This window comes from Levilactobacillus yiduensis, from assembly GCF_024718525.1.
Taxonomy (GTDB): Bacteria; Bacillota; Bacilli; order Lactobacillales; family Lactobacillaceae; genus Levilactobacillus; species Levilactobacillus yiduensis.
This window is the reverse complement of sequence record NZ_JAMXAZ010000003.1, coordinates 159,778-183,557: the sequence shown is the minus strand read 5'-3', so window position 1 is coordinate 183,557 and position 23,780 is coordinate 159,778. Positions and strand designations below refer to the sequence as shown.

Here is a 23,780-nt window from a genome sequence, read left to right as displayed (position 1 = left end):
CTAAGAGAGAAAGGGAGCATGATCAATGGCAACGCTGGTCATTTTACGGCACGGGGAAAGTGTCGCGAACCGAGATAATATTTTTACTGGGTGGAGTGATGTGCCGCTGACGGCCAAGGGGCGTGAACAAGCGGTCGCGGCTGGCAAATTGGTTGCGGCTGCGGGCCTGCAGTTTGGGGCCCTGCACACATCCATGCTCCAGCGCGCCATCGTGACGTCGAACATTGTCTTAGAGGCCATCGACCAACTGTACATTCCAGAATACAAGTCCTGGCGCCTGAATGAGCGGCATTACGGTGCACTGCGGGGGCAAAATAAAGCGGCGGTCAAAGCCCGCGTGGGGGAAAAGCAGATCAAGATTTGGCGGCGGAGCTTTAAGACCGTGCCACCACTGTTGGACCACGTCAGTCAGGATCGTCGTTACGATAAATTTGGCCCGCACGTTGAGCCATTAGGCGAGAGTTTGGAAATGGCTTATCACCGGTTGATGCCCTACTGGACCGACCAGATTGCCCCGCGTTTGTTGGATGGCCACAATCAGCTGGTCGTGGCTCACGGCAGTACGTTACGGGCGTTAATCAAGTACCTGGACCATGTGGCGGACGCGGATATTAGCCAGGTGGAAGTTGCGAATGGCGAACCAATTCGCTACGACTTTGATGACCGGCTAAACGTCTTGCGCAAGCAAACCCTGTGAGTTTTTAAAGTAAATAATAAGTTCACCCAGCCGACGAAGACTTTTATTGTCTTTGGCCGGCTTTTTCGTATAATCAGAAATGAAGGACTGGTCACAGCTGGGGAAGCTGGCTAGTCAGTTTTAAAGTGTAAGGGGTTAACCAGTTAGCTAATTGGGGGAGAGAAAAGTGAATACACGAAACCTACGCCATTGGGCGGTACTGTTCGTCATCATTCTGGGGATTGGTGGCGTCATCTGGGGCATGCATGAGATCGACCAACGAGACCAACAAGAAGTCGCGACCAGCAATCATCAGCATGCCCAACAAACACACGCGACGATTGCCAAGGACGCCGCTGCTAGTAAGCGGCAACGTGACCCAGGGAAGACGGCATTTGATCGGACCAACCGGGGGCAGGCCACACCGAAGTTTAGCAAGCGCTTCACCCGTGAGCTGAAGGACAAGAAATTTGTCGGCACGGCGCTGGTCGTGAAGAATGATCAGGTCGTTTACCAGCGGGCATTCGGGAAGGCTAACGCTAAGAAACAGCGTAAGAACAAGGTCACATCGCAGTATTTGATCAACTCGGTTCAAAAGTCCATGACGGGACTGCTGGTCATGAAGGCGGTCCAAGCCGGCCAACTACAGCTGACGGACCGACTAAGCCAGTATTATCCCAACATTCGGCATAGCGGGCGGGTCACGATTCGCCAGATGCTGAACATGGAGGCCGGCATCACTGGTGAACTGAAGCCCGGCCGCACCTTGACGGAAAATGAGGTTTATCAGTACGTCAGTCAAAATGCACAGATCGACACCAGTAAAATTGGCGAATTCGATTACCAGCAGATCTGCTTCACGTTGCTGGCGGGCATTTTGCATCAAGTCACGCATGATTCGTATTACGATCTGTTCTATCAACAATTCGTCACGCCGTTGAATCTGAACCACACCAGCTTTGCTCAGTTACGGTCGACCACTAAAGGCATGACCACGGGCTACGCGGGCAACATGCCGGGCGACTACAGCGAGCCCCACAAGCCATCGGCGGCCAGCATGGCGGTCCAAATTGCGACTGGTAACGCGACGATGAGCACGGGCGACGTCTACCAGGCCGAGCGGGCCATCGTCCAGGGTTCGCTTCTGTCTACACCGGCGGGCGCCCAAGTCTTACACGAGACGCAAAATGACCAGATCCACTATGCCGGGGGGATGTATCACCTCGATAAATTGGGTTACTACGGCCACGGCATGGGCGACGACTACGAGAGTACCTTTGTCATCAGTAAGAACGGCCGCAACGGTGTCGTCCTGTTGTCCAACAACTTCGTGAAGAAGACGATGTACCCGGATTGGTCCACGGAAGACTTGGCCATTCAAACGTTTAAGCAAATCAACCGGACGAAGGTGTTGCGGTAAGCTGTTGTACCGGTCGCCGTTATGTGAATCGCTAGGCTGCGACAGCAATTTGTTCAGCCTGTCGTCAACTGATAGTATGAGATGATTGTCAATAATAAAAGTCACTAACGACTCGTCACGGCGAGTGGTTGGTGGCTTTTTGCGTGGGGCAATGACAGTGAAAGACAAGATTGAATTACGAATAGTCATGTGCAGTCGGCTACCCCATAGCAGGCGGAACGGCGGCCATGGCACCGAAGAACGTTGACTGACGGTTGGTATTTCGCCGTGACTCTCGTATAATCAGAAGAGTAAGTTTGAAAAGACAGGGGCTTTGACAAAATGAGACAGGAAACACGAAAACAACGGCACGCCGCGCACGCCCATCCCCATTGGGGCAGATGGCTGTTACTGGTGGTTCTACTGGGCTTGGCTGGTTACGGCGCCGTCCAGTGGTACCACGTCGATCAGCAACGCAAGCTGACCGCGACGCCGACAACGGTCAAGCAGACCAACCGCCTGATTCAGCGCAATGCACAGGTCAGCCAGCAACAACGCCACAGCCAAACCACGGCGTTAGACCGGACCGCTGGGAGCGCCAATCCCGATTTTACGGCCAATTTGACGAAACAATTGACGGCGAAAAAATTTTCCGGCACCGCACTGGTAGTGAAAAACGACCAGGTCATTTACCAGAAATCCTTTGGCTGGGCCAACGCGGCTAAGAAGCGGCGCAACACGCCCAAGACGCAATACCTGATCAATTCACTGCAGAAATCGATGACGGGGTTACTGGTCATGCGGGCTATCGAGCAGGGCAAGCTCAAGATGACGGACACGCTCCATCAGTTCTATCCCCAGGTCAAAAATAGTCGCCGGGTCACGATTCGCCAAATGTTGAACATGGAAGGCGGCTTGCTGGGTGACATGAAGCCGGACAAAGACCTGGGTGAGCGCCAGATTTACCGCTACGCCGCCCAACACGTCCGAGTTGATACGACACAGCTGAATCAATTTAACTACCAACCAATTTGCTACGTGATGTTGGCGGCTATTTTAAATCAGGTGACTGACCAGTCGTACTATCACCAATTTTACCAGCAAATCGTCACACCGCTGAACTTAAACGAGACCAGCTTTGTTCAGTTGCGCCAGCAAAATTCAGCGCTATCCGTGGGCTATAAAGGCCAGACACCGGGCACATATTCGGACCCCGAAGTCCCAGCAGCCAAGGATGTTAGCTCGCGGCTAGGGACCGGGAACGTTGCCATGAGTCCCAGCAACGTGTTCAAGACGGTTCAGGCTATTGTCCAAGGCAAGCGGTTTAACCACGCAACCAGCGCCAAGACGCTACTGGAACCGGGTGTTGCGACGCCGAAGTATACCGGTGGCATGTATCATTTCGCGGACCAGGGCTACTACGGTCATGGGGTCGGCAACTTCTATGAAGACACTTTCCTGGTCAGTACCGATGGCCGGACCGGTGTGATCTTCATGTCGAATAATTTCTACAAGAAGACCATGTGGCCCACTTGGTCGACCGAAGATATTGCCAAGGCAACGTTTAAACAGGTGGTCACCGCGTCGACGATTTCGTAGGGAGATGAATCTATGCTGGACATTCGCATTAATCACAGTCTGACGGACCTCTACCAGATTAGCCTGGCCCTGATGGTGGTCTTGTCGGTCATCGTCGTCCCGCTGGTGCAAAAGCGCTGGCACGACCGCTATCCGGTGCTGGAAAGCATGTGGTGGCAACTGACGCCCATTCTGGCGTTTTCAGCTGTGCAGATGGCCTATGTGACCTTCAATTTGTTTCTGGGTGGCCTGTTTCTATTGATCGATTTGATGCTGATCTTGGATGGGTATCAGCGTCAACAGGCACGGTTGCACCGGCATCACCATAAAAATGGGTAAGTAAAAAGGTACCGGAACCTCACAAGGATTCCGATACCTTTTCGTTTACGTTTAAATCAATTAAGCCAAAGCACCCATTGGATCCCAAGGGGCCAAGACCGTTGGTTCTTCAGTTTCTTGGACGTGCTTCAAGTCGTCAGGCAAGAATTGCTTGTTGACAACGACTTGGTAGCAGTATTCGTCCATCCAGGCGTCGCTCATGACGAAGTAGCCCTTGGTACCGACCTTTTCGCCCCATGAGTTTTCAACCTTCCACTTGGTTGGTTGGCCGTCGACCAGGTCGACACCAGTCAAGACCATGGCGTGGGTCATCATGCTTTCCCCGTAGTCCAGGCGTTCTGCCTTAGTCGTGGAGAAATCAATGTTGAAGAGGGCATCCTTGTCGTAGAACTTGGTGTCCATGATCCCCTTTTGCCGTTCGGAAGATTGGCCGACATCACAGCCGAACCAAACGGATTGACCGGCTTGCAGCTGCTTGATAGCCAGTTGCTTGAAGTCCTTCATGGAAACGTTCAAGTGCTTGACTTGGCGGCCGTTGACCACGTTACCCAGCATTTCAACCGTGTAGGTGTGGTTGTATGGCTTGTCATCGGTTGGGGCGTTGATGATGGAAACGTAATCGTTCAAGTCCCAGTCAACGTACTTGTCGAAGAATGACTTTGGCGTCAAGCCCTTGTCGATGTGGTAGTTCTTGTCATCGTCGCGGTATTCGAAGTCAAACTTATCGACAGGTTGGCCTAAGGAGAAGCTCAGTAAGCGGTAAACTTCGCCGAGCATCTTGTCCTTGGCAGCGGCGATATCAGCATCGCTAGCCTTGTCAGCGACTAATTTCCGCAACGTAACGGCGTCCTTGCGCAGCTTTAAGTTCAGCGTGCTGTTTAACTCGTTGGACTTGGAGCTGTTGTAGGTTTCGGGCATGACCGACTTCGGCACGATCCCGTATTTTTGAATGATGGCACACAGCATGTCCCATTGGCCACCGTCTTGTTGGGGGGTTGCCATTAAGAAGGCCACCTTACGGCTAGACGTGGGTTGGTCAGCGGTTGCCAAGACATTTTCATAGAAGTAGTTGGCTTTTTCAAATTTATCCCAGAAGTTCGTGTAGTTCTGAGATAATTCAAAATCGCTCAGGTGAAACAGGTCGGCTAAGTGATGACGCATCGTGTTCAATGCGGCAAACATCCAGCAACGGCCACTTTGCTTTTGGTTAGCAACTTTCCCAGTGTCCAAATCAATGGAGAACACGGGAGTCATGTCGGTCTCGGAAGCGTAATCGGCAGAGGTTGCTAAGATACCTTGGTGGCTGACGGCGCGCTCCAAAACCTTTGCGGTGGGGTCAGCAGCTAAAGTTTGTTGATAACGGGCGGTTTGATCCGCCGTGATTTCTTTACTCAATGACGTCACTCTCCTATCTTATTCTCTCATTGTACTCCAATTTTCTCATTTTTTGTATAGGAAACGAAAAGTTGGGAAGTTTTACGGGAAACCGATTGGGGTTATGCTGAGGATTCCTTGCCACAATTACGCCCGTCATCGGCGCGTCCGATGCACTGATTAAAGCGGGCGATGTCTTGTGGGGCGTCATTCCAAATCTCTGGGAAGTTCAGCTGCTCAGCTAGTGTTGACTTCGGATTCATTGCCATCACCTCTTCCTAAGCAAAAGAGATTGCTAGCCAGTTTAGATCCGGTTGCAATCTCTTTCTTTAGGTTAGTCGTAGTTCAAATGCTTATCTTGATCCAACGCATTGATCTCAGCGATTTCTGCTGCGGTCAGGTTGAAACCAGAAATTTCAAAGTTTTCCCGTACCCGGGCTGGCTTGGATGACTTCGGGAAGACCACAAAGCCGGTGTCAACTTGCCAACGCAAGACGATTTGGGCGGGGGACTTGCCGTATTTGTCGGCCAGCTTGGTGATAACTGGGTCTTCGAGGATCAAATGGCCGTGGCCAATTGGGGAGTAGCCTTCATTGACGATGCCGTTGTCCGTGTCAAATTTGCCCAGTTCAGCCTGTACCTTATAAGGGTGGCGTTCAATCTGGTTGACCATTGGCTTAACGGTAGCCATGGCGAAGACCTTTTCCAGTTGGTCTTCAGAGAAGTTGGAGACCCCGATGGCCCGGACCTTCTTTTGTTCGTATAAGTTTTCCAGTGCGCGCCAGGTGTCTAACGTCAGGTCGAAGTTCTTTTCATTTGGCCAGTGGATCAAGTAAAGGTCCAGGTAGTCCAGTTGTAAGTCGCTCAGCGTCTTGTCAAAGGCAGCCAACGTCTTGTCGTAGCCTTGGTCGGCGTTCCAGACCTTAGATGTGATAAACAGGTCGGACCGGTCAACGCCAGAAGCCTTGATAGCCGCACCCACAGCTGGTTCATTGCCGTAAATGTGGGCGCAATCTAAATGCCGATAACCCGCGTCCAGCGCCGTCTTGATGGCGGCTGGGACATCCTTGCTGTCGATTAAGTAGGTGCCGAATCCTAACATGGGGATGGTGACGCCGTTACTTAACTGTGTCGTTTCCATGAAATTACCTCGCTCGTTTAAGATTTTAAAACCACTTATATAAGCATGATACACTACTGTGCGAATGGTTTCACGGTTGCCGCTTGTTAGTTGCTGGTTAAGCTATGCTGACCGCCTTACCGTTCACTAGATAGGTGTTGACGTGCGTTCTTTTGAAGACTGGACAAACCAGATGCCTGCGGCTGCCAAGGGTTCCGCCTGCTATGGGAGACACTTCCAGCCAAAAAGCGGGCTTCCAGTTCGCTTGAAAGCCTCGCAAAAAACGCGAGTCTCTCAAGTCGCCCCACGCTGTAGGCTGAGAAACAACCTCAGCCAACACCGTCGACACAGCTGGCTCCACCCCTGACCTCCTCCGGCAAGATTGTAGCTTGTCAGCGACATCGTGTTGAACCGGTCCTGACTGTAACAAGTAGCCTAGCTAGTCGAGTTTTCCTTCTGCCGATAGCTCAAGATAACCAGAACCTATCATCTATCAGTTCAAACTGAGCTAATGGTAGCCGTCCCCAATTCACTGGATGCATCATGAGTGGCTAACCTTATCAAAGGGTGGCATTCACCAGTCGTTAGCCGGTCTCAGCCAGTTATTTTGACAACCACTACCGTAGCCGAGAGTTCGCTAGATATGAGTTCAGCTGTGGGAGTTCCCTTAGCGGCACGGTTTACGGCGCTTAGGGAACTGGCACCTTGGAGACGCGGGTCATCGGCTCCAAGGTGAGGTCCAAGACCGCTCTTTGGCTTGGACCGGCGCCCTCAGCGTTCCGACTCATATCTAGTGAACGGTAAGGCGGCCAGCTCATACCAATAATATAATTGAACCCGAAAATATAATCGGCCACAAAAAAGCACCGCCAACTTTCTAAGTAGAAAGCAGCGGTGCCAGGTTAAAGGTTAGGTTAGTCGCGGGCGTTCAAGACTTCTGGACCGTCTTGACGGCCAACGATGACCGTGTTGACCGTGTCTAAGAACAAACCGTGTTCCACGACGCCGACGATGCCATTCAAGGTGTTGGCGAGTTCGTGCGGATGGTCGATGCGGCCCAGGTGCAGGTCGATGATGTAGTTCTTGGAGTCGGTCAGCACGTGGCTACCGTCTTCTTGCATCCGGAAGCTAGGGTTGAAGCCCATTTTGTCTAATTTTTCTAGGACGTGGCTGGAACCGAAGGGGATGACCTCCAGTGGCAATGGGAACTTGCCAAGGTGGTGGACCATCTTGCTTTCGTCCACGATCCACATATTTTTCGTGGAGTTGATGGCGACGATCTTTTCCCAGAGGTGAGCGGCCCCGCCACCCTTGATGCCTTGGAAGTTGTCGTCGATTTCATCAGCGCCATCAATGGTCAAGTCGAGGTGGTCGACTTCGTCCAATTGTTTGATGGTGATGCCCAGGTCGGCGGCTTGCTTAGCGGAACGGTCGGAAGTGGCGACCCCAACGATGTTCAAGCCCTCATTCTTGACGCGTTCACCGAGAGCGTCGATCATGTAGCGAACGGTCGACCCGGTCCCGATTCCTAAAATCATGCCATCTTGGACGTACTTAACGGCTTCTTGACCCACTAAAGCTTTCAATGCGTTTTGATCCATCTTAACTACTCCTCTTCTGTGTGTTCTAGGTGTAAGGCGACTGGTTTGACCGCCGCGTCACCGGTAACGTGCAACTGGTTTGCGGCCAGGATTGCCTGATCGGCGGGATGCTGGCTGAAGTACCGTTTGGCGTACGGATCCAGCAAGGTGACCGTGACCTGTGCAGCGGTTGCCAGTTCAGTAAAACGTTTTATCAGCTGGTTAGCTAACGTGGTGGCAGACTGTGAGGGCCGGACGAAGATTTGCTCCAGCACCCAGCTGGTGTCACTTAGGCACAAATAATGCAGGCTTGCCAACAGCTGTTCGTCTTGCACCACTTGTAATTGGCCAGGCTGTTCCGTAATCGTCATGGGTAGACTCCTTTCATGACCAGTCTCGTTTCTAATTCTGGTCTATCCGTCGGTCATTGTCAACTCCTTTTAGCGAAGAAAAAATGTGGTGGTCGAACATACTTTTGCTGGTAATCTGGGGGCAGGTTGCTTATGCTTAGAGGAGTTAGTGACAGCGAGGGTGCGGGCGACCTAGGCCAATCGGGAAATGGCGGTGGTTTTCGTCGAAAATATTTGGCGAAAATGGGCCAGCAGTGGTCGTCACGGGAAATGCCCGTCTGTCGGGATAATAAAAGGATTGCGTCAGGCCAGATTCATGGTAAAATGAAACACTCACGGTTAGTGCCTAGACCAGTCGTTGACCCGACTAGTGATTTGGCCGTACCATTGATGTTCGGATGAATAAATAACAGGATAAAAGATTAGCGAGGGAGTGCTTGTAATGCAACGCGGATTTGAAATTGTTAGTAAGTATGCCAACCAGGGGATCAAACTCCCTTATCGAACCACGAAACAGGCCGCTGGCTATGACTTTGAGTGCGCAGCGGACTTCACGTTGCCGTCCATTTGGCACCATGATCTGTTGCACGCCTTCAAGCGGTTACGACACCAGGATGAACTGACCGCAGAAGAACTGCTGGCGGGGCAAAGCGACCTGAAGCCTTGGCTGGTACCAACGGGCATCAAGGCCTACATGCAGCCAGGAGAAGTGCTGGTCTTGGCCAACCGGTCCAGCAGTCCGCTCAAACACAGTCTGATTTTGCCCAACGGCATTGGGGTGATCGACGCGGATTACTACAACAATGAAAAAAATGAGGGTGAAATTTTTGTCCAATTAATTAACGTGGGACTAAAAGATCAGGTTATTAAAAAAGGTCAGCGTATCGCGCAAGGGCTGTTCATGCCTTATTTACTGGCCGATGATGAGCAGGCACCCCAACAGCAGCGGACCGGTGGATTTGGCTCGTCGGACCGTAACTAAATCTTTACAATTGTGCTTGATAGACTAGTGGGGGATTGACCGCTAGATATGCTAAAATAAAGGTATTCAGACTAAGAAAAAGGGGGATCTTCGTGGCTAAACCAAGAACAACTTATGTTTGTCAAAATTGTGATTACAGTTCACCGCGTTATCTGGGACGTTGTCCAAATTGCGGCGAGTGGAACACCATGGTCGAAGAGGTCGTGACGCCCACCGCTGCCAAGGCCAAGCCGCAATCCACGCGGACCGCAGTTGGCAGTGCACAGTCCCACCCCCAATTAATGAAAGACATTAAGCATTCCACGGAAACGCGGACCAAGACGAAAATGGAGGAACTCAACCGGGTCTTGGGTGGCGGTATCGTTGCCGGTTCCTTGATTCTGATTGGTGGGGATCCCGGGATTGGGAAATCCACGTTGCTTCTGCAGGTCTCCGGGCAATTAAGTGAGACCGGCGGCAAGGTGCTCTACGTTTCCGGGGAAGAAAGTGCCTCGCAGATTAAGATGCGTGCGGACCGGTTGGTCGTGAACAGCGACAACCTGTACCTGTATCCCGAAACGGACATGGCTAGTATTCGTGCCAATATCGAACAAATGCAGCCGGACTACGTGGTCATTGACTCCGTTCAGACCATGCAGGCGCCTGGTATCGAGTCGGCCATCGGGTCCGTCTCCCAGATTCGGGCCGTGACCGGTGAATTGATGCAGATTGCCAAGACCAACGGCATCACCATCTTTGTCGTCGGCCACGTGACCAAGGGCGGTGCCATCGCTGGGCCAAAAATCTTGGAACACATGGTGGATACCGTGCTGTACTTTGAAGGCGACTTGCACCACACCTACCGAATCTTACGCGCGGTCAAGAACCGGTTTGGCTCGACCAACGAGTTAGGGATCTTTGAAATGCGCGAGGGTGGCCTGTATGAGGTGGCCAATCCGTCGGAGATTTTCCTGGAGGAACGGCTCAAGGACGCGACTGGTTCGGCCATCGTGGTGTCAATGGAAGGAACCCGGCCAATCTTGGTCGAAGTTCAGGCCTTGATTACGCCGTCGGTCTTCGGTAACGCCCAACGAACCTCCAGTGGGTTGGACCGCAACCGGGTCTCGTTACTGATGGCGGTGTTGGAAAAGCGTGCCAATTTAATGTTGCAAAACCAAGATGCCTTTCTCAAGGCGGCCGGTGGCGTCAAGCTGGACGAACCTGCCATCGACTTGGCGATTGCACTGGCGATTGCCTCCAGTTACCGGGATACGGCGACGGCACCGACCGATTGTTTCGTGGGCGAAGTTGGCCTGACTGGTGAAATTCGGCGGGTCAACCGGGTCGAATCTCGGGTCGCCGAAGCCAAGAAGCTGGGTTTCAAACGGATCTTTGTTCCTAAAAATAATCTGCAAGGGTGGACCGCACCGAAGGGCATTGAAGTCGTCGGTGTTTCCACGTTACGGCAGACATTAAAATTAGCCCTCGGCGTTTAGGCGTCAGGGACCTTGAAGGGAGGTGAACAAATATGCGTAAAAAAACGGTTGTTTTAATTATCTTCGCCATCTTAGGTGGGGTCATGGGAGCCGCGTACTTCTCCCGGGCCTGGCTGTTACTTGGCGTGACCAACCGCTTGATCAACAACGTCTTCGTGAATATTTTGCTTGGAGCCATTATTTTCCTCATTCTCGGATTACTCTTCGCGGGCGTGATCTTGCGGCTGATCAATCGTGTCGAAGCCTACTTGAATAAGCAAAACCCGATGACCATCATCTTCGGGAGTCTGTTAACGATTGTGGGATTGGCATTAGCCTTATTGATTTCGCAATTCCTCTTTCACGTGCCATCCTTCTTCATCGGCACCGTGATTCCGTGGATCTTGATGTTGCTCTTCGGTTACTTTGGGTTCCGAATCGGGGCTCGGCTGAGTAAGATTCGGCTAGAGGAGTGGCGTAAGCTGTTCCAGCCGCGGGGCAAGAAGGCCGAAGAAGAGGCTGACAAAAAGGTCTTGGACAAGGAGACCGAACCAAATTTCCACCACTATAAGATTTTGGATACGAACATCTTAATCGATGGGCGGATTTACGATTTGGCCAAGACCGGGTTCTTAGAAGGAACGCTGTTGGTCCCCAACTTTGTCCTGTATGAATTGCAGTACATCGCGGATTCCAGTGACTCCATCAAACGGGTCCGGGGCCGGCGTGGATTGGATATTTTGAACAAGTTGCAAAATGAACACATCATGCCGATCGAGATGTACGAAGGCGACTTCGAAGACATCCCCGAGGTTGATAGCAAGTTGATTGCCTTGGCCAAGCAAAATGGCGGAGTCATCGTGACCAATGATTACAACTTGAACAAAGTCATTCAGTTCCAAAATGTTCAGGTCTTAAACATCAATTCCTTGGCCAACGCCTTGAAACCGCGAGTCATTCCGGGAGAAAATCTCCACGTGATGGTCGTGAAAAACGGGACGGAACGGCAACAAGGGGTGGCTTACCTCGACGACGGCACCATGGTCGTGGTCGAAGACGGTCGCTACTTCATCAACAAGCAATTGGATGTGGTCGTCACCAGTGCCATTCAAACGGATGCAGGGCGGATGATCTTCGCCAAGCCATTGCATTCGACCAAGAACATTGAAGATCAAGAAAAGAATAGTTCTAAAGGTAGCGTCTCAACTGGCAAGCATTCGAAGTCGACCCGCTAGACCACAGGAGAGTCCGGGACTGAGTGCCTAGGCTCTTTTTGTTTGGTCGGCCTAGATTCAGGGGGCTGGCCGCCTACCGTCCGCCAAATATGGGTCGTGTCGCTGTGGGCGGACGGGTCGAGTCTCAAATTGCCTCACAGCCGAAACGTGCGCCAACAGGCAACTGGTTCCGCTTAACACTGCTAGGCAAATAATCCAGAAGCAGGATTATCCGCCTAGCACCGTTAATGCTCGCCAGTTAGCCGCCTGTTGTCACACTCTTTTTCAGCGGCTGAACCCATATTTGGCGGACTCCCGGCTACTGGAGTGCCTATCAAACACAATCGACTTAGCCCTTGGTAGCAGGTGACTTGTCAACTAAGTTCCAGTCAACACAGTGTTATTGATAGATGCCAACTTATCGGAGGTAGCCAGGGGTGGCCCTATCTGGATCAGCGGTGTTGGCTGAGATTCTTTCTCAACCTACAATGTGGGGCGACTTGAGAGCCTGGCGAACTTTGCCAGGCTTTCAAGTAAACCTGAAGACCATTCTTCAGACTGGCCATGTTCCCCAGAGCAGGCGGGACCCAGGCCGACTCAGGTTCCCGGTTTCACTAATTTTAACGGGCGGAACATTGTTGCTCCCGGGCTTAACGCGTTGGGTCCACTTTCAACCGCCCTTTTGGTTAAAGGTTTTAGGTTCCAGGCAGTCCATCGCCAACTGGGTCTCTGAGCCTCTCGAACTCCGATAACGACAGACGGCCAGCCACGGCTTTGTCGCCGCCAGTAATCCACCAATTTCAGATTTTTGAGAAGGATTGGGTGCCAGTCCTTTCTTTTTCCGGCTGAGCATTGTAAAATTAAGACATTCTGTCATAATTGACTATTGATTATGAATAAAACTTTTAGAAAGAGGCGCAAACGTTTTGGCGAAAAATTCAATTCGGGTTCGGTACGCTCCGAGCCCAACCGGTCATTTACACATTGGTAATGCCCGGACAGCCATTTTTAACTATTTATTTGCCCGTCACAACAAGGGTAAGTTCATCATTCGGATCGAGGATACAGATACGAAACGGAACATTGCTGACGGTGAACGGAGCCAATTAGAAAACTTAAAGTGGCTTGGTTTGGATTGGGACGAAGGTCCTGACGTCGGTGGCGACTACGGTCCTTACCGTCAGTCTGAACGCCGTGACATTTACACCCCATTGATCCAACAACTGTTGGACGAAGGCAAAGCTTACGAATCTTACCGGACGGAAGAAGAATTACAAGCCGACCGGGAAGCCCAAAAGGCGCGTAAGGAAATGCCACACTATGAATACGAATATGCTGGGATGACGGAAGACGAAAAGGCTGCGGCCATCGCTGACGCCAAGGCCAAGGGCTTGAAGCCAGTCATTCGTTTCCGCGTCCCTAAGGATGAAATCTTTGCCTGGGATGACATGGTCAAGGGCCACGTGTCCTTCAACTCCGATACTATCGGTGGGGACTTTGTCATTGCCAAGCGCGATGGCATGCCAACCTACAACTTCGCCGTTGTCGTGGATGACCACAAGATGGCCATTAGCCACGTCTTCCGGGGTGACGACCACGTTGCCAACACGCCTAAGCAATTGATGATCTACCAAGCATTCGGCTGGGAAGCCCCTAAGTTTGGGCACATGAGCTTGATCATCAGCAAGGATACCGGGAAGAAGTTATCCAAGCGTGACGAATCCGTCTTACAATTCATCGAACAATACCGTGAATTGGGTTACCTGCCAGAAGCCATGTTCAACTTCATTCTGTTGTTGGGCTGGTCACCAGTGGGCGAAGACGAAATCTTCAACCGTAAGCAATTTATCAAGATGTACGACGAAACGCGGTTGAGTTCCTCACCAGCCACGTTTGACAGTGACAAGCTGGAATGGTTGAACAACCGTTACGTCAAGGACGCTGACGACAGTACGATCATGGACCTGGCCTTGAAGCAATTGATCAAGGCTGGCAACATTCCTGCTAACCCAGACAACCAAAAGATTGAATGGGCACGGCAATTGATCAACCTGTACAAGCGCCAAATGAGCTACATGGCGCAGATCAATGACATGGCCTCGGTCTTCTTTGAAGAACCCGACCAAGTCAGTGGTGAAGCCTTTGATGAAATCAATAACGAAACGGCACCCGTCGTTTTGAAGGAATTCGCTGCGCAAATCGAAAAGCTCGACCTCTTTGATTCTGTGGAGATCTTCCACGTCATCAAGGCCGTTCAAGCTAAGACGGGCATCAAGGGTCGGCAATTATGGATGCCGATTCGAATCGCGGTGACCCACGAAATGCACGGGCCAGAATTACCAGAATCCATTGAATTAGTGGGACGGGAGACCGCCTTACAACACATTCACCAGACCTTAGCACAGTTAGAAGGCTAACGATTTGGTAAAGAAGCCGGATGAGGGCCAATTGGCGCTTCATTCGGCTTCTTTGTTATCGCCGGAATATGCTACAATGGACCTAACTCATTTAGTCGGCGGCCGGGTGATAGGCCTAGGCTGAATTTAACTAATGATGCGAAAGGAGCTTCGGCATGCTCAGAGTTTTTAATACCATGACTCGCCAAAAAGAAACATTCGAACCCATTACTCCGGGAGTGGTCAACATGTACGTGTGTGGCCCGACCGTTTACAACTACATTCATATTGGGAACGCGCGGAGTGCCATTGCTTTTGACACCATTCGCCGGTACTTTGAATACCGCGGCTACCAGGTGAAGTACGTTTCAAATTTCACAGACGTTGATGATAAAATGATTAATGAAGCGCGTAAGGAAGGCATCACGGTGCCAGAATTAGGCGACAAGTTCATTGCTGCTTTCAAGGAAGACACGGCGGCCTTAAACATTGAGCCCGCTACGGTCAACCCGCGGGCCACGGACCATATTCCTGAAATCGTGACCTTTGTCCAGGACCTGATCGACAAGGGGTACGCCTACCCAGTCGATGGGGATGTGTACTACCGGGCCCACAAGTTTGCCCATTACGGTGAGCTGGCCCACTTGAACCTCGACGACCTGGAAGAGGGGGCCTCACAACACACCAATGACGAGGAAACGGCGCGTAAGGAAGATCCCGTTGACTTCGCGTTGTGGAAGGGCGCCAAGCCGGGCGAAATCTCCTGGCCATCTCCTTGGGGCGCTGGCCGGCCGGGCTGGCACATCGAGTGCTCGGTCATGTCCACGCACTACCTGGGCGATACCTTTGATATCCACGGCGGTGGCGAAGACCTGATCTTCCCGCACCACCAAAACGAAATCGCACAGAGTGAAGCCAAGACCGGCAAGACGTTTGTCCACTACTGGTTGCACAATGGCTTCGTCACGGTAGGTGAAGATGATGAGAAGATGAGCAAGTCGCTGGGGAACTTTGTCACGGTCCACGATATCTTGAAGACCGTCGACCCCCAGACGCTGCGCTTCTTCATGGCCACGACGCAATACCGGCGGCCGATTCAGTACACGCAACAGAACTTGGCTACGGCGGAACGCAACCTAGAACGCCTACAGACGGCCTACGACAACATGGGCTACCGGCTCAAGGATGCCGAAGACGGCAATGATCCTAAGATCGAACAGGAAACGCGGCAAATCGTGGCGGACTACATTGACGCCATGGACGATGATTTTAACGTGCAAAATGGGGTCGCCGAGGTCTTTGAACTCTCGCGGCTGGGCAACGTTTACGCGGAACGGCCAGTGGTCTTTGCTGGCACGCTGAAGTTCATGCGGCAGACACTGGCTGAGCTGCTGAGCGTCTTTGGCGTGAAGCTAACGGCGGCCGCCAAGTTAGATGATGACCGGATTCAAGGCCTCATCGACGAACGGTTAGCCGCGCGCAAGGCCCGGAACTTTGAACGCAGTGATGAAATCCGTGAACAATTAAAGAACCAAGGGATTATTTTGGAAGACACGCCCCAAGGGACGCGTTGGCGAAAGGGAAATTAATGACAACTGAAGTAGATTATCAACAACTCAATGGTGTGGCGCTGGCCTACATGGGGGATGCGGCCTATGAGGTCATCATCCGTCGGCACCTGATTGCGGCTGGCCTGGCCAAGCCCAACCATTTACAGAAGAAAGCCACCCATTACGTGTCGGCCAAGGCCCAAGCGGCGCTAATCGACCTGATGGAACAGGACAAGATCTTGAGTGAAGACGAATGGACCATGTTCAAACGCGGGCGCAACGCCAAGAGCTACACCCACGCCAAGAACACGGACGTCGTGACCTACCGCATTTCCACCGGGTTTGAAGCCTTGATGGGCTACCTGGCATTGAGCGGACAACAGGACCGGGTGGATGAACTCGGCCAGTGGTGCATTGAACAAGTAGAAGCGGGGCGGACTGAATAATGACAGAAAATCAAGCAAACACGGAAACCAGCAGCGACTTTGTGATCGGCCGGCACCCAGCCGTCGCCGCACTGCGCAGCCAACAGACCATCAACAAGGTCTTCTTGCAGAGTGGGCTGAAGGCCGAAGCCATTGACGAGATTCGGCAATTGGCGAAGAAACGGCATTTGGTCATCTCAGAGGTCCCCAAGCAAAAATTAGACCTGTTGACGGATCATCAAAACCACCAAGGCGTGGCGCTGGGGGTGGCGGCCTTTGCCTACGCCACCATCGATGACCTCTTCGCTAACGCCGACAAGGCCGGCGAAGCGCCATTCTTCTTGATCCTAGACGGCGTCGAAGATCCCCACAACCTGGGGTCCATCTTGCGGACGGCCGACGCCAGTGGCGTTCACGGGATCATTATCCCCAAGCGGCGAGCAGTCGGCTTGACCTCCGTGGTGGCAAAGACCTCCACTGGGGCCATTGAACGGGTCCCAGTGGCCCGGGTCACCAATTTGGTGAACACCGTCAAGGAACTAAAGGACCGGGGGCTGTGGGTCTTTGGGACCGACATGGCCGGAACGGATTACCGTGACTGGAACGCCAAGGGCGCCAGCGCACTGATCATCGGCAATGAAGGCAAGGGCATTTCCCGGTTACTAAAGGAAACGGTCGACGAGATGCTGACGATTCCAATGGTCGGTGAGGTCCAAAGCCTCAATGCCAGTGTTGCCGCTGGCTTGTTGATGTATCAAGGCTTTAGTTCCCGGCACCCAGTCCAGCACTGAGCACACGGCATGAGCGAGGGAGCAAGTCAATGAAAGAAGACATTTTAATTGTTGATGCCTATAACATGATTGGCAACTGGCCCAAACTTAACCGGCTCAAGCTAACGGACCGGTTACCCGAGGCCCGTGACGAGTTGCTAAACATGTTGGCCAATTATAAAAAATTACGGGATGCCAAGATCACGGTGGTCTTCGACGCGATGTACGTGCCGGGTATCTCCAAGAGTTATAAGCAATTCGACTTGGAGGTCGTCTGGACCAATCGTGACGAGACGGCGGATAGCTATATTGAAAAGCTCGCCAAGGAACGGCAAACGCGCTTCACGCAGGTGACGGTCGCTACTAGTGACCAAGCCGAGCAGTGGACCATCTTCTCGGAAGGGGCGTTGCGGATTCCGGCGGGAGAACTCCTGACGGACATCGAGCGCGCCCAAAACGAGGTGAAGCAAACGGCCCGTGAGTTTGCGGACCGCGGCATCGTACGCAAGTCACCGTGGAACGATCAGCAGCTTTACAAGCTGGAAAAGTTGCGTGACCAGATGATGGCGCAACCGGAGAAGACACCGAAACGGTCCAAGCAAAAGAAAGCGAAACACTAAGTCGCGCATAGTCGCGGCTTTTTTTCGTGGGCAACATGCGTCATCCAGTTGCCTGCGGCTGCCAGGGCTCTGCCTGCTGTGAGGAACCCTTGGCAGCCGTAGGCACTGGTCTTCGCTATCTAGCGAGCTACTTATGAAAAAATAAATTGCCCATTAAACGAGCGTTCGCTATGGCATGACGCGGGCCTCCCGTAGACTGAAAAGACTACGTTAAGGGAGGCGTTACCCGTGTTTGATTTGTCCGATGATGACCTGATTGATTTGCTCCGCCAAGACCTTGATTCGCCCGCGCTCCTCATTTTGTTTGAGCGGTACCATCCCGTGCTCCAACGCATCCAGAAGCAGTATTTTATCCCCGGCTTTGAACAGGCCGATTGGGACCAGGAAGCCTTGCTCATCTTGTGTAGCACGGTCCAACGCTATCAGAGCGGCTTGTCGCGGAGCTTCGGGGCGTTTTACCGACTGCGGTTACGCCACCGGGTCTTTGACTTGATCCGGCAAAGTCAGGCGTTGAAGCGGCAGTTACTGCGCCAGTCGCTGTCCTTGGAGGCTGAGGCGGAATATTTTGCAGACACGCTACCGGACCAGCGGTGGATCTTGCGGGAACAATTAGAGGCCAAGGAAGCCGTGTACCAGGTCTTGCCCCGATTGTCGGCCGTTGAGCACAACGTTTTCCATGGCTTGTTAACGGGGCAATCACTTCGAACCATCGGCCAGGAACATAATTTGACCGTGTCCCAAGTTCAGGCGGCGCTGCACCGCAGCCAGGCGAAGTTGCACGAACTGCTCGCGGAATGATTGACGGCGAGGGCAAACGATGGTAAGCTACTACAGTATGAGTGACGCTAGGTTTTAATAAAAGGTGGTGGCAAGATGGCTCAACGGAAAATTGCCCTGGCTTGTTCAGTTTGCGGGTCGCGGAATTACACCATCACCGCGAGTGCGACCCGCACGAAGCGACTAGAGGTTATGAAATTTTGTAAATACTGTGGTAAACACACATTACACCGTGAAACCCGTTAATTTGACGTTCATGACAAACACTAATTTTAGGGAGGCAACACCATGCGTTTAATCCGTTTCTTCAAATCGGTCGGAGCCGAAATGAAACAAGTTTCTTGGCCCGGCGTTAAGCAGACCCGGCACGATACCGGCACTGTGATTGGCATCTCGGTTCTGTTCGCAATCTTCTTTGCGGTCGTCGACTGGGTCGTTCAATATGGCTTAAAGTTCCTCTCCTAGTGGAATTGTCGGTAGTCAAATCACGTAAAATATGCTATATTAGTTGGTAACAGGAAACTTCGTGTACACGGAGTTTTTTTATTTTGCTCGAAAAGTCAATGATATTAAAAGGAGTGCACCAAACATGGTTGAGTCAGCTGAAAAGCAATGGTACGTTCTTCACACCTATGCGGGTTACGAGAACAAGGTTATGGCAAACTTGGAATCCCGGGCCGAATCAATGGGGATGCAAGACAACATCTTCCGCGTGGTTGTTCCGGAAGAAGAGGAACACGAAGTTAAGAACGGTAAGGACAAGGTCACCATGGAAAAGACCTTCCCCGGCTACGTTTTAGTGGAAATGGTCATGAGTGACCAAGCTTGGTACATCGTGCGGAACACGCCTGGTGTAACTGGGTTCTTAGGGTCTCATGGGCAAGGGAGTAAGCCAACGCCACTGTTACCTGACGAAGTTGAACGGATCTTGCGTCGTGTCGGTATTTCTGCACGGCACGCCGATCTGGACGTCGCTCCTGGCGATTCCGTGACGATTGTGGACGGTGCCTTCAGCGGTTTGGTTGGTAAGATTACCGAAGTCGACAACGAAAAGATGAAGTTGAAGGTCAACATCGATATGTTCGGTCGTGAAACCAGTACTGAACTGAACTTCGACCAAGTCGACCCGATTCTGAAGTAGGACTGGCCCCACAGTTTTCGCATAGTTTTCAGAAAAGAACTTGTTGCGGTTAGTAAAGTGTGGTATGATTCTCAGGTATGCGTGACGCATATGCACAAAGTGGGAGGGGCAAACTAACAGCCCCACTTACCACACACGGACTCAAGGAGGTATTGTCTCGTGGCTAAAAAAGTAGCTAATGTCGTTAAATTACAAATTCCTGCGGGTAAAGCAACCCCAGCTCCCCCAGTTGGACCAGCTTTAGGTCAAGCAGGTATCAACATCATGGGCTTCACTAAGGAATTCAACGCTCGTACCGCTGACCAAGCTGGTATGATCATTCCTGTTGTGATCAGTGTCTATGAAGATCGTTCCTTTGATTTCATCACCAAGACCCCTCCAGCAGCAACTCTGTTGAAGAAGGCTGCTGGTGTTGAAAGTGGTTCCGGCGAACCTAACACGAAGAAGGTTGCTACTGTAACCAAAGATCAAGTTAAGCAAATCGCTGAAACTAAAATGCAAGATCTAAACGCAGCTGATGTTGAAGCAGCTATGCGCATGATTGAAGGTACTGCCCGGAGCATGGGCTTCACGGTCGAAGGTTAAGCTCAGTTTTCGGATAGTCGGACACTTCACGAAAATGAAATGTGTCAAGTGGGAGGTTTATCCGTTACAACCACATTTGCAAGGAGGAATACACAAAAATGGCTCACAAACGAGGTAAAAAGTATCAAGACGCTGCCAAAATGGTCGAGGCTGACAAGGTCTACACTATGGGCGACGCTGTTGATTTAGTTAAGAAGATGGATTTCGCTAAGTTCGATGCAACTGTTGAAGTTGCTTTCAAGCTTAACGTTGATACGAAGCAAGCGGACCAACAACTCCGTGGCGCATTAGTATTGCCAAATGGTACCGGTAAGGAAACCACGGTAATCGTATTCGCTAAGGGTGATCAAGCTAAGGCTGCACAAGCTGCCGGTGCTGACGTTGTTGGCGACCAAGACTTAGTTGAACGTATCCAAGACGGCTGGTTAGACTTTGACGTTGCCATTGCAACGCCAGACATGATGGCCCAAGTTGGTCGTTTAGGTCGGGTCTTAGGTCCTAAGGGCTTAATGCCTAACCCTAAGACGGGTACGGTTACGATGAACGTCGAAAAGGCCGTTTCCGATGCTAAGAATGGTCAAGTTACCTACCGGACTGACCGTGACGGTAACGTCGCTGTTCCTTTTGGTAAGGTTTCCTTTGATGCTGACAAGCTTGCCGGCAACTTGAAGACCATTGCTGAAACGATCGTACGTATTCGCCCAGCCGCTGTGCGTGGGACTTACGTACAACACGTTTCAATTTCTTCAACGTTCGGCCCTAGTGTCGACGTTGACTTGGCTTCTTTATTAGCCTAAGTTAATTCGAAATGAAAAAATCCCTAACAATGCATTGACAGCAATGTCGAAGTATTGTATGCTATTGAAGTTGTATTTAATAGATCTACCTAAGACTCAGGTGGCCTAATGGTCTTAATTTCCTGCCGAGGCAGAAGTTTACTTAAACTTTTGACTCCTTATGTCTTGGTGGCATAGGGATTTTTTTATCCCACCAAACTACTCCGGGAGGTGAACAATTTGAGTGAACAAGCTATTGCAATTAAAGCTAAAAAGGTTGATGAGGTTGTTGAGAAGTTCAACAACGCCACCAGTGCTATCGTCGTTGACTACCGTGGCCTGACTGTTGAACAAGTTACTGACTTACGGAAGCAATTGCGTGATGCTGGCGTTCAACTGAACGTCATCAAGAACAAGGTTTTGGTACGTGCTGCAGAAAAGGCTGGCTACGAAGGCTTAAACGAACTCTTCGCTGGTCCTACTGCCGTTGCTTTCTCTGACGAGGACCCAATCGCACCTGCTAAGGTCTTGAAGAACTTTGCTGACAATGTTGATGCCCTTGAAATCAAGGGTGGTTACATCGAAGACAAGATCATGTCTATCGACGAAATCAACACTTACGCTACCTTGCCTAGTCGTGAAGACCTGCTCTCTATGCTGGCTAATGTCTTACAAGCACCAGTACGGAACGTGGCTTACGCCGTTAAGGCAATTGCTGAAAAGGGTGACGAAGGCGACGCAGCCTAAGTTACTGTTTCAGATTTGAACTAAAAACTAAAACCCAATTATTGGAGGAAAATAACATGGCTTTTGATAAAGATGCTATCATCGCTTCTCTTAAAGAAGCATCCATTACTGACCTTAACGACTTAGTTAAGGGTATCGAAGACGAATTCGGCGTATCCGCTGCTGCCCCAGTTGTTGCAGCCGGTGCTGCTGGTGGCGACGCTGCTGCCAAGGATTCATTCGACGTTGAATTAACTGAATCTGGTGACGCCAAGGTTAAGGCCATCAAGGCTGTCCGTGAAATCACTGGTTTAGGTTTGAAGGACGCTAAGGGTCTTGTTGACAACGTACCATCTGTCATCAAGGAAGGCGTTTCTGAAGACGAAGCTAACGACATCAAGGAAAAGCTTGAAGCCGTTGGTGGTGTGGTTACGCTTAAGTAGTCACCTTCACTTACAAAAAATGAGCCGCTGCCTTCGGGTGGCGGTTTTTTTGTGGCTTGATTTGGATCGTGGCGGCTAAACGTAGCGGTTGTTTAACTAAAGGTTGCAAGTACAAAAACACCTGATAATACTCAGCTGACCAGGATTGTGAACATGAAATTAGTCCACACCGCCATCTGCGGCTGTCAGAGATTCCGGTAGCTATGGGGAACGCCGGCGGCCTATGGAGCGGTCCGCCGACTCGGTTTGAAGCTTGACAAATACCGTCAATCTCCAAACGCGTCCCACGCAGTAAGCTGAGGAAAAGCGCTCAGCTAACACCGTTGTCACAGCAACCTACACTTCTGACTGCCTCCGATTACATCAGTGATTACCTGCAAAATTTGCAGGAAAATCACTGAACTGGCAACGTTCATCCACACTAGTGGGTAACTTGTCACGTAGCCGAGAGTGAGCTAAATTTGGACTCAGCCGTGGGAGTTTTCAAGTGATTTTCTTGGAAACTGGCGTCTTCGAGACGTGATTTTCGGCTCGAAGCGAGGTTGAAGACCGCCTTTTGGCTTCGACCGGTCCTTCCCACAGCGTCACGGTCCAAATTTGGCGAACGGTAAGGCGACCAGCACCGATCACATGACATTCAAAGACTAATTTTGTCCCTGTAAACCCTGGTGTCACCATAAAGCTAGCTGATTTCAATCTTGCAACCTTTAGTTGTTTAATTTTAACTTGTGATTAAGTCTCCCCAATAGCTTTTCACCAATAAAATGATTAAGCTGAAAGGTAAGTAAGATGAACGGAGTGAAAATATGGCCGGAACAATTTTAATTGTGGAAGACGACGAAGCGTTGCTTGCCTCATTGACAACAGAATTACAGTTTGAGGATTATACCGTCTTGAATGCGATGGATGGCAAAACGGCATTGGCCGTCTATGAATCTAATCGTGGCAATTTGGATTTGATCATTTTGGATTGGATGCTGCCTGAGTTGGATGGGCTGGGGGTCCTGCGGCGCATTCGGAAGCATGATGATTTACCCGTGATTATGATGACTGCCCGCGATTACGTCGGTGACAAGGTAGCCGGCTTGGACACCGGGGCGGATGACTACATTACCAAACCGTTTGAAATCGAAGAGTTGTTGGCGCGGATTCGGGTTATTCTACGACATCAACATCATCGAGCCAGCGCCAACAGTCAGCTTCACGTGGCGGATGTCACGTTGGATATGCGTGCCCGTCAGGTACGACGCAATGACCGGCTGGTGCAGCTGACACAACGAGAGTATGAACTCCTGCTATGTTTGATGAAGAATGCTGGTCAAACCATGACCCGTGACGAGCTACTTGATGCAGTTTGGGGCGTGGATTTTGAAGGCCAACCCAACGTGGTCGACGTTTACGTCCGTTATTTACGGCATAAGTTAAGGGACGAACAGAGCCAGCCGCTGATTCACACGGTCCGTGGTGTCGGGTACGTGTTGTCGGCAGACTATCAGGGGTGAGCG

The 23,780-nt window shown here is 51.3% G+C and carries 26 protein-coding genes and 1 other annotated feature; of the genes, 21 read left to right on the top strand and 5 right to left on the bottom strand.

The annotated features are described in order from the left end of the window. The first annotated feature begins 25 nt into the window (after positions 1 to 25). The 4 genes from NGM66_RS03250 (at position 26) to NGM66_RS03235 (ending at position 3,992) form a co-directional block, all read left to right on the top strand. On the top strand, positions 26 to 697 hold the full coding sequence (locus tag NGM66_RS03250) for a 2,3-bisphosphoglycerate-dependent phosphoglycerate mutase (protein ID WP_258115377.1): 672 nt from the start codon (positions 26 to 28) through the stop codon (positions 695 to 697). A 166-nt stretch (positions 698 to 863) separates the two neighbouring features. After that, positions 864 to 2,096, top strand: a complete 1,233-nt coding sequence (locus NGM66_RS03245) for a serine hydrolase domain-containing protein (RefSeq protein ID WP_208910630.1) — start codon at positions 864 to 866, stop codon at positions 2,094 to 2,096. Positions 2,097 to 2,417: 321 nt separating this feature from the next. Further along, positions 2,418 to 3,674, top strand: a complete 1,257-nt coding sequence (locus NGM66_RS03240; protein ID WP_208910627.1) for a serine hydrolase domain-containing protein — start codon at positions 2,418 to 2,420, stop codon at positions 3,672 to 3,674. Between the two features lie 12 nt (positions 3,675 to 3,686). After that, on the top strand, positions 3,687 to 3,992 hold the full coding sequence (locus NGM66_RS03235) for a hypothetical protein (RefSeq protein ID WP_208910625.1): 306 nt from the start codon (positions 3,687 to 3,689) through the stop codon (positions 3,990 to 3,992). 60 nt (positions 3,993 to 4,052) lie between these two features. On the opposite strand, the gene NGM66_RS03230 is transcribed toward NGM66_RS03235, so the two are convergent. The 5 genes from NGM66_RS03230 to NGM66_RS03210 all read right to left on the bottom strand — a co-directional run bounded on the left by NGM66_RS03230 (position 4,053) and on the right by NGM66_RS03210 (position 8,437). After that, on the bottom strand, positions 4,053 to 5,387 hold the full coding sequence (locus NGM66_RS03230; protein ID WP_208910623.1) for a C1 family peptidase: 1,335 nt from the start codon (positions 5,385 to 5,387) through the stop codon (positions 4,053 to 4,055). A 101-nt stretch (positions 5,388 to 5,488) separates the two neighbouring features. Beyond that, on the bottom strand, positions 5,489 to 5,629 hold the full coding sequence (locus NGM66_RS03225; protein ID WP_208910620.1) for a hypothetical protein: 141 nt from the start codon (positions 5,627 to 5,629) through the stop codon (positions 5,489 to 5,491). Between the two features lie 71 nt (positions 5,630 to 5,700). Further along, positions 5,701 to 6,507, bottom strand: coding sequence for an aldo/keto reductase (locus tag NGM66_RS03220; RefSeq protein WP_208910618.1), 807 nt, complete (start codon positions 6,505 to 6,507; stop codon positions 5,701 to 5,703). An 893-nt stretch (positions 6,508 to 7,400) separates the two neighbouring features. Further along, positions 7,401 to 8,087 (bottom strand): ribose-5-phosphate isomerase RpiA, encoded by a 687-nt coding sequence (gene rpiA / locus NGM66_RS03215; RefSeq protein ID WP_208910617.1) that lies wholly within the window; start codon positions 8,085 to 8,087, stop codon positions 7,401 to 7,403. Between the two features lie 5 nt (positions 8,088 to 8,092). Then, the gene (locus tag NGM66_RS03210; protein WP_208910616.1) at positions 8,093 to 8,437 is read right to left on the bottom strand and encodes an N-acetyltransferase; all 345 of its coding nucleotides are present in this window, start codon (positions 8,435 to 8,437) and stop codon (positions 8,093 to 8,095) included. A gap of 421 nt (positions 8,438 to 8,858) precedes the next feature. On the opposite strand from NGM66_RS03210, the gene NGM66_RS03205 reads away from it, so the two are divergent. The 17 genes from NGM66_RS03205 to NGM66_RS03125 all read left to right on the top strand — a co-directional run bounded on the left by NGM66_RS03205 (position 8,859) and on the right by NGM66_RS03125 (position 23,777). Continuing rightward, the gene (locus NGM66_RS03205; protein ID WP_208910610.1) at positions 8,859 to 9,398 is read left to right on the top strand and encodes a dCTP deaminase/dUTPase family protein; all 540 of its coding nucleotides are present in this window, start codon (positions 8,859 to 8,861) and stop codon (positions 9,396 to 9,398) included. Positions 9,399 to 9,490: 92 nt separating this feature from the next. After that, the gene (radA, locus tag NGM66_RS03200) at positions 9,491 to 10,873 is read left to right on the top strand and encodes a DNA repair protein RadA (RefSeq protein ID WP_208910608.1); all 1,383 of its coding nucleotides are present in this window, start codon (positions 9,491 to 9,493) and stop codon (positions 10,871 to 10,873) included. 32 nt (positions 10,874 to 10,905) lie between these two features. Next, positions 10,906 to 12,087: a PIN/TRAM domain-containing protein gene (locus NGM66_RS03195; RefSeq protein WP_208910606.1), complete on the top strand. Its 1,182-nt coding sequence runs from the start codon at positions 10,906 to 10,908 to the stop codon at positions 12,085 to 12,087. A 905-nt stretch (positions 12,088 to 12,992) separates the two neighbouring features. Next, positions 12,993 to 14,483: a glutamate--tRNA ligase gene (gene gltX / locus NGM66_RS03190; protein WP_208910605.1), complete on the top strand. Its 1,491-nt coding sequence runs from the start codon at positions 12,993 to 12,995 to the stop codon at positions 14,481 to 14,483. A 155-nt stretch (positions 14,484 to 14,638) separates the two neighbouring features. Then, positions 14,639 to 16,051: a cysteine--tRNA ligase gene (cysS, locus tag NGM66_RS03185; protein ID WP_208910603.1), complete on the top strand. Its 1,413-nt coding sequence runs from the start codon at positions 14,639 to 14,641 to the stop codon at positions 16,049 to 16,051. Then, entirely contained in the window at positions 16,051 to 16,458 is a 408-nt protein-coding gene (locus NGM66_RS03180) for a Mini-ribonuclease 3 (RefSeq protein ID WP_208910601.1), read from the top strand. The genes cysS and NGM66_RS03180 overlap by 1 nt, the downstream gene beginning before the upstream one ends. Next, positions 16,458 to 17,228 (top strand): 23S rRNA (guanosine(2251)-2'-O)-methyltransferase RlmB, encoded by a 771-nt coding sequence (rlmB, locus tag NGM66_RS03175; RefSeq protein ID WP_208910599.1) that lies wholly within the window; start codon positions 16,458 to 16,460, stop codon positions 17,226 to 17,228. Before NGM66_RS03180 ends, rlmB begins: the two co-directional genes overlap by 1 nt. A gap of 29 nt (positions 17,229 to 17,257) precedes the next feature. Further along, entirely contained in the window at positions 17,258 to 17,827 is a 570-nt protein-coding gene (locus tag NGM66_RS03170; RefSeq protein ID WP_208910598.1) for an NYN domain-containing protein, read from the top strand. Positions 17,828 to 18,055: 228 nt separating this feature from the next. Beyond that, positions 18,056 to 18,625: a sigma-70 family RNA polymerase sigma factor gene (locus NGM66_RS03165; RefSeq protein ID WP_208910597.1), complete on the top strand. Its 570-nt coding sequence runs from the start codon at positions 18,056 to 18,058 to the stop codon at positions 18,623 to 18,625. A gap of 75 nt (positions 18,626 to 18,700) precedes the next feature. Next, positions 18,701 to 18,850 carry a 50S ribosomal protein L33 gene (gene rpmG, locus NGM66_RS03160; protein ID WP_082153174.1) on the top strand — a complete coding sequence of 50 codons (150 nt, stop codon included), beginning with the start codon at positions 18,701 to 18,703 and terminating at the stop codon, positions 18,848 to 18,850. 42 nt (positions 18,851 to 18,892) lie between these two features. Further along, positions 18,893 to 19,069 (top strand): preprotein translocase subunit SecE, encoded by a 177-nt coding sequence (gene secE, locus NGM66_RS03155; protein WP_125575614.1) that lies wholly within the window; start codon positions 18,893 to 18,895, stop codon positions 19,067 to 19,069. Positions 19,070 to 19,193: 124 nt separating this feature from the next. After that, positions 19,194 to 19,745: a transcription termination/antitermination protein NusG gene (gene nusG, locus NGM66_RS03150; RefSeq protein WP_125575615.1), complete on the top strand. Its 552-nt coding sequence runs from the start codon at positions 19,194 to 19,196 to the stop codon at positions 19,743 to 19,745. A 159-nt stretch (positions 19,746 to 19,904) separates the two neighbouring features. Beyond that, positions 19,905 to 20,330, top strand: coding sequence for a 50S ribosomal protein L11 (gene rplK, locus NGM66_RS03145; protein ID WP_020088139.1), 426 nt, complete (start codon positions 19,905 to 19,907; stop codon positions 20,328 to 20,330). 98 nt (positions 20,331 to 20,428) lie between these two features. After that, positions 20,429 to 21,127 carry a 50S ribosomal protein L1 gene (gene rplA, locus NGM66_RS03140; RefSeq protein WP_208910596.1) on the top strand — a complete coding sequence of 233 codons (699 nt, stop codon included), beginning with the start codon at positions 20,429 to 20,431 and terminating at the stop codon, positions 21,125 to 21,127. Between the two features lie 70 nt (positions 21,128 to 21,197). Continuing rightward, positions 21,198 to 21,322 (top strand) — a sequence feature (ribosomal protein L10 leader region). 24 nt (positions 21,323 to 21,346) lie between these two features. Further along, positions 21,347 to 21,853, top strand: a complete 507-nt coding sequence (rplJ, locus tag NGM66_RS03135; RefSeq protein WP_258115376.1) for a 50S ribosomal protein L10 — start codon at positions 21,347 to 21,349, stop codon at positions 21,851 to 21,853. 56 nt (positions 21,854 to 21,909) lie between these two features. After that, positions 21,910 to 22,275: a 50S ribosomal protein L7/L12 gene (gene rplL, locus NGM66_RS03130; protein ID WP_258115375.1), complete on the top strand. Its 366-nt coding sequence runs from the start codon at positions 21,910 to 21,912 to the stop codon at positions 22,273 to 22,275. Between the two features lie 806 nt (positions 22,276 to 23,081). Further along, a complete protein-coding gene (locus NGM66_RS03125; protein ID WP_208910594.1) occupies positions 23,082 to 23,777 on the top strand; it encodes a response regulator transcription factor in 696 nt (231 codons plus the stop codon). Positions 23,778 to 23,780 lie beyond the last annotated feature (3 nt).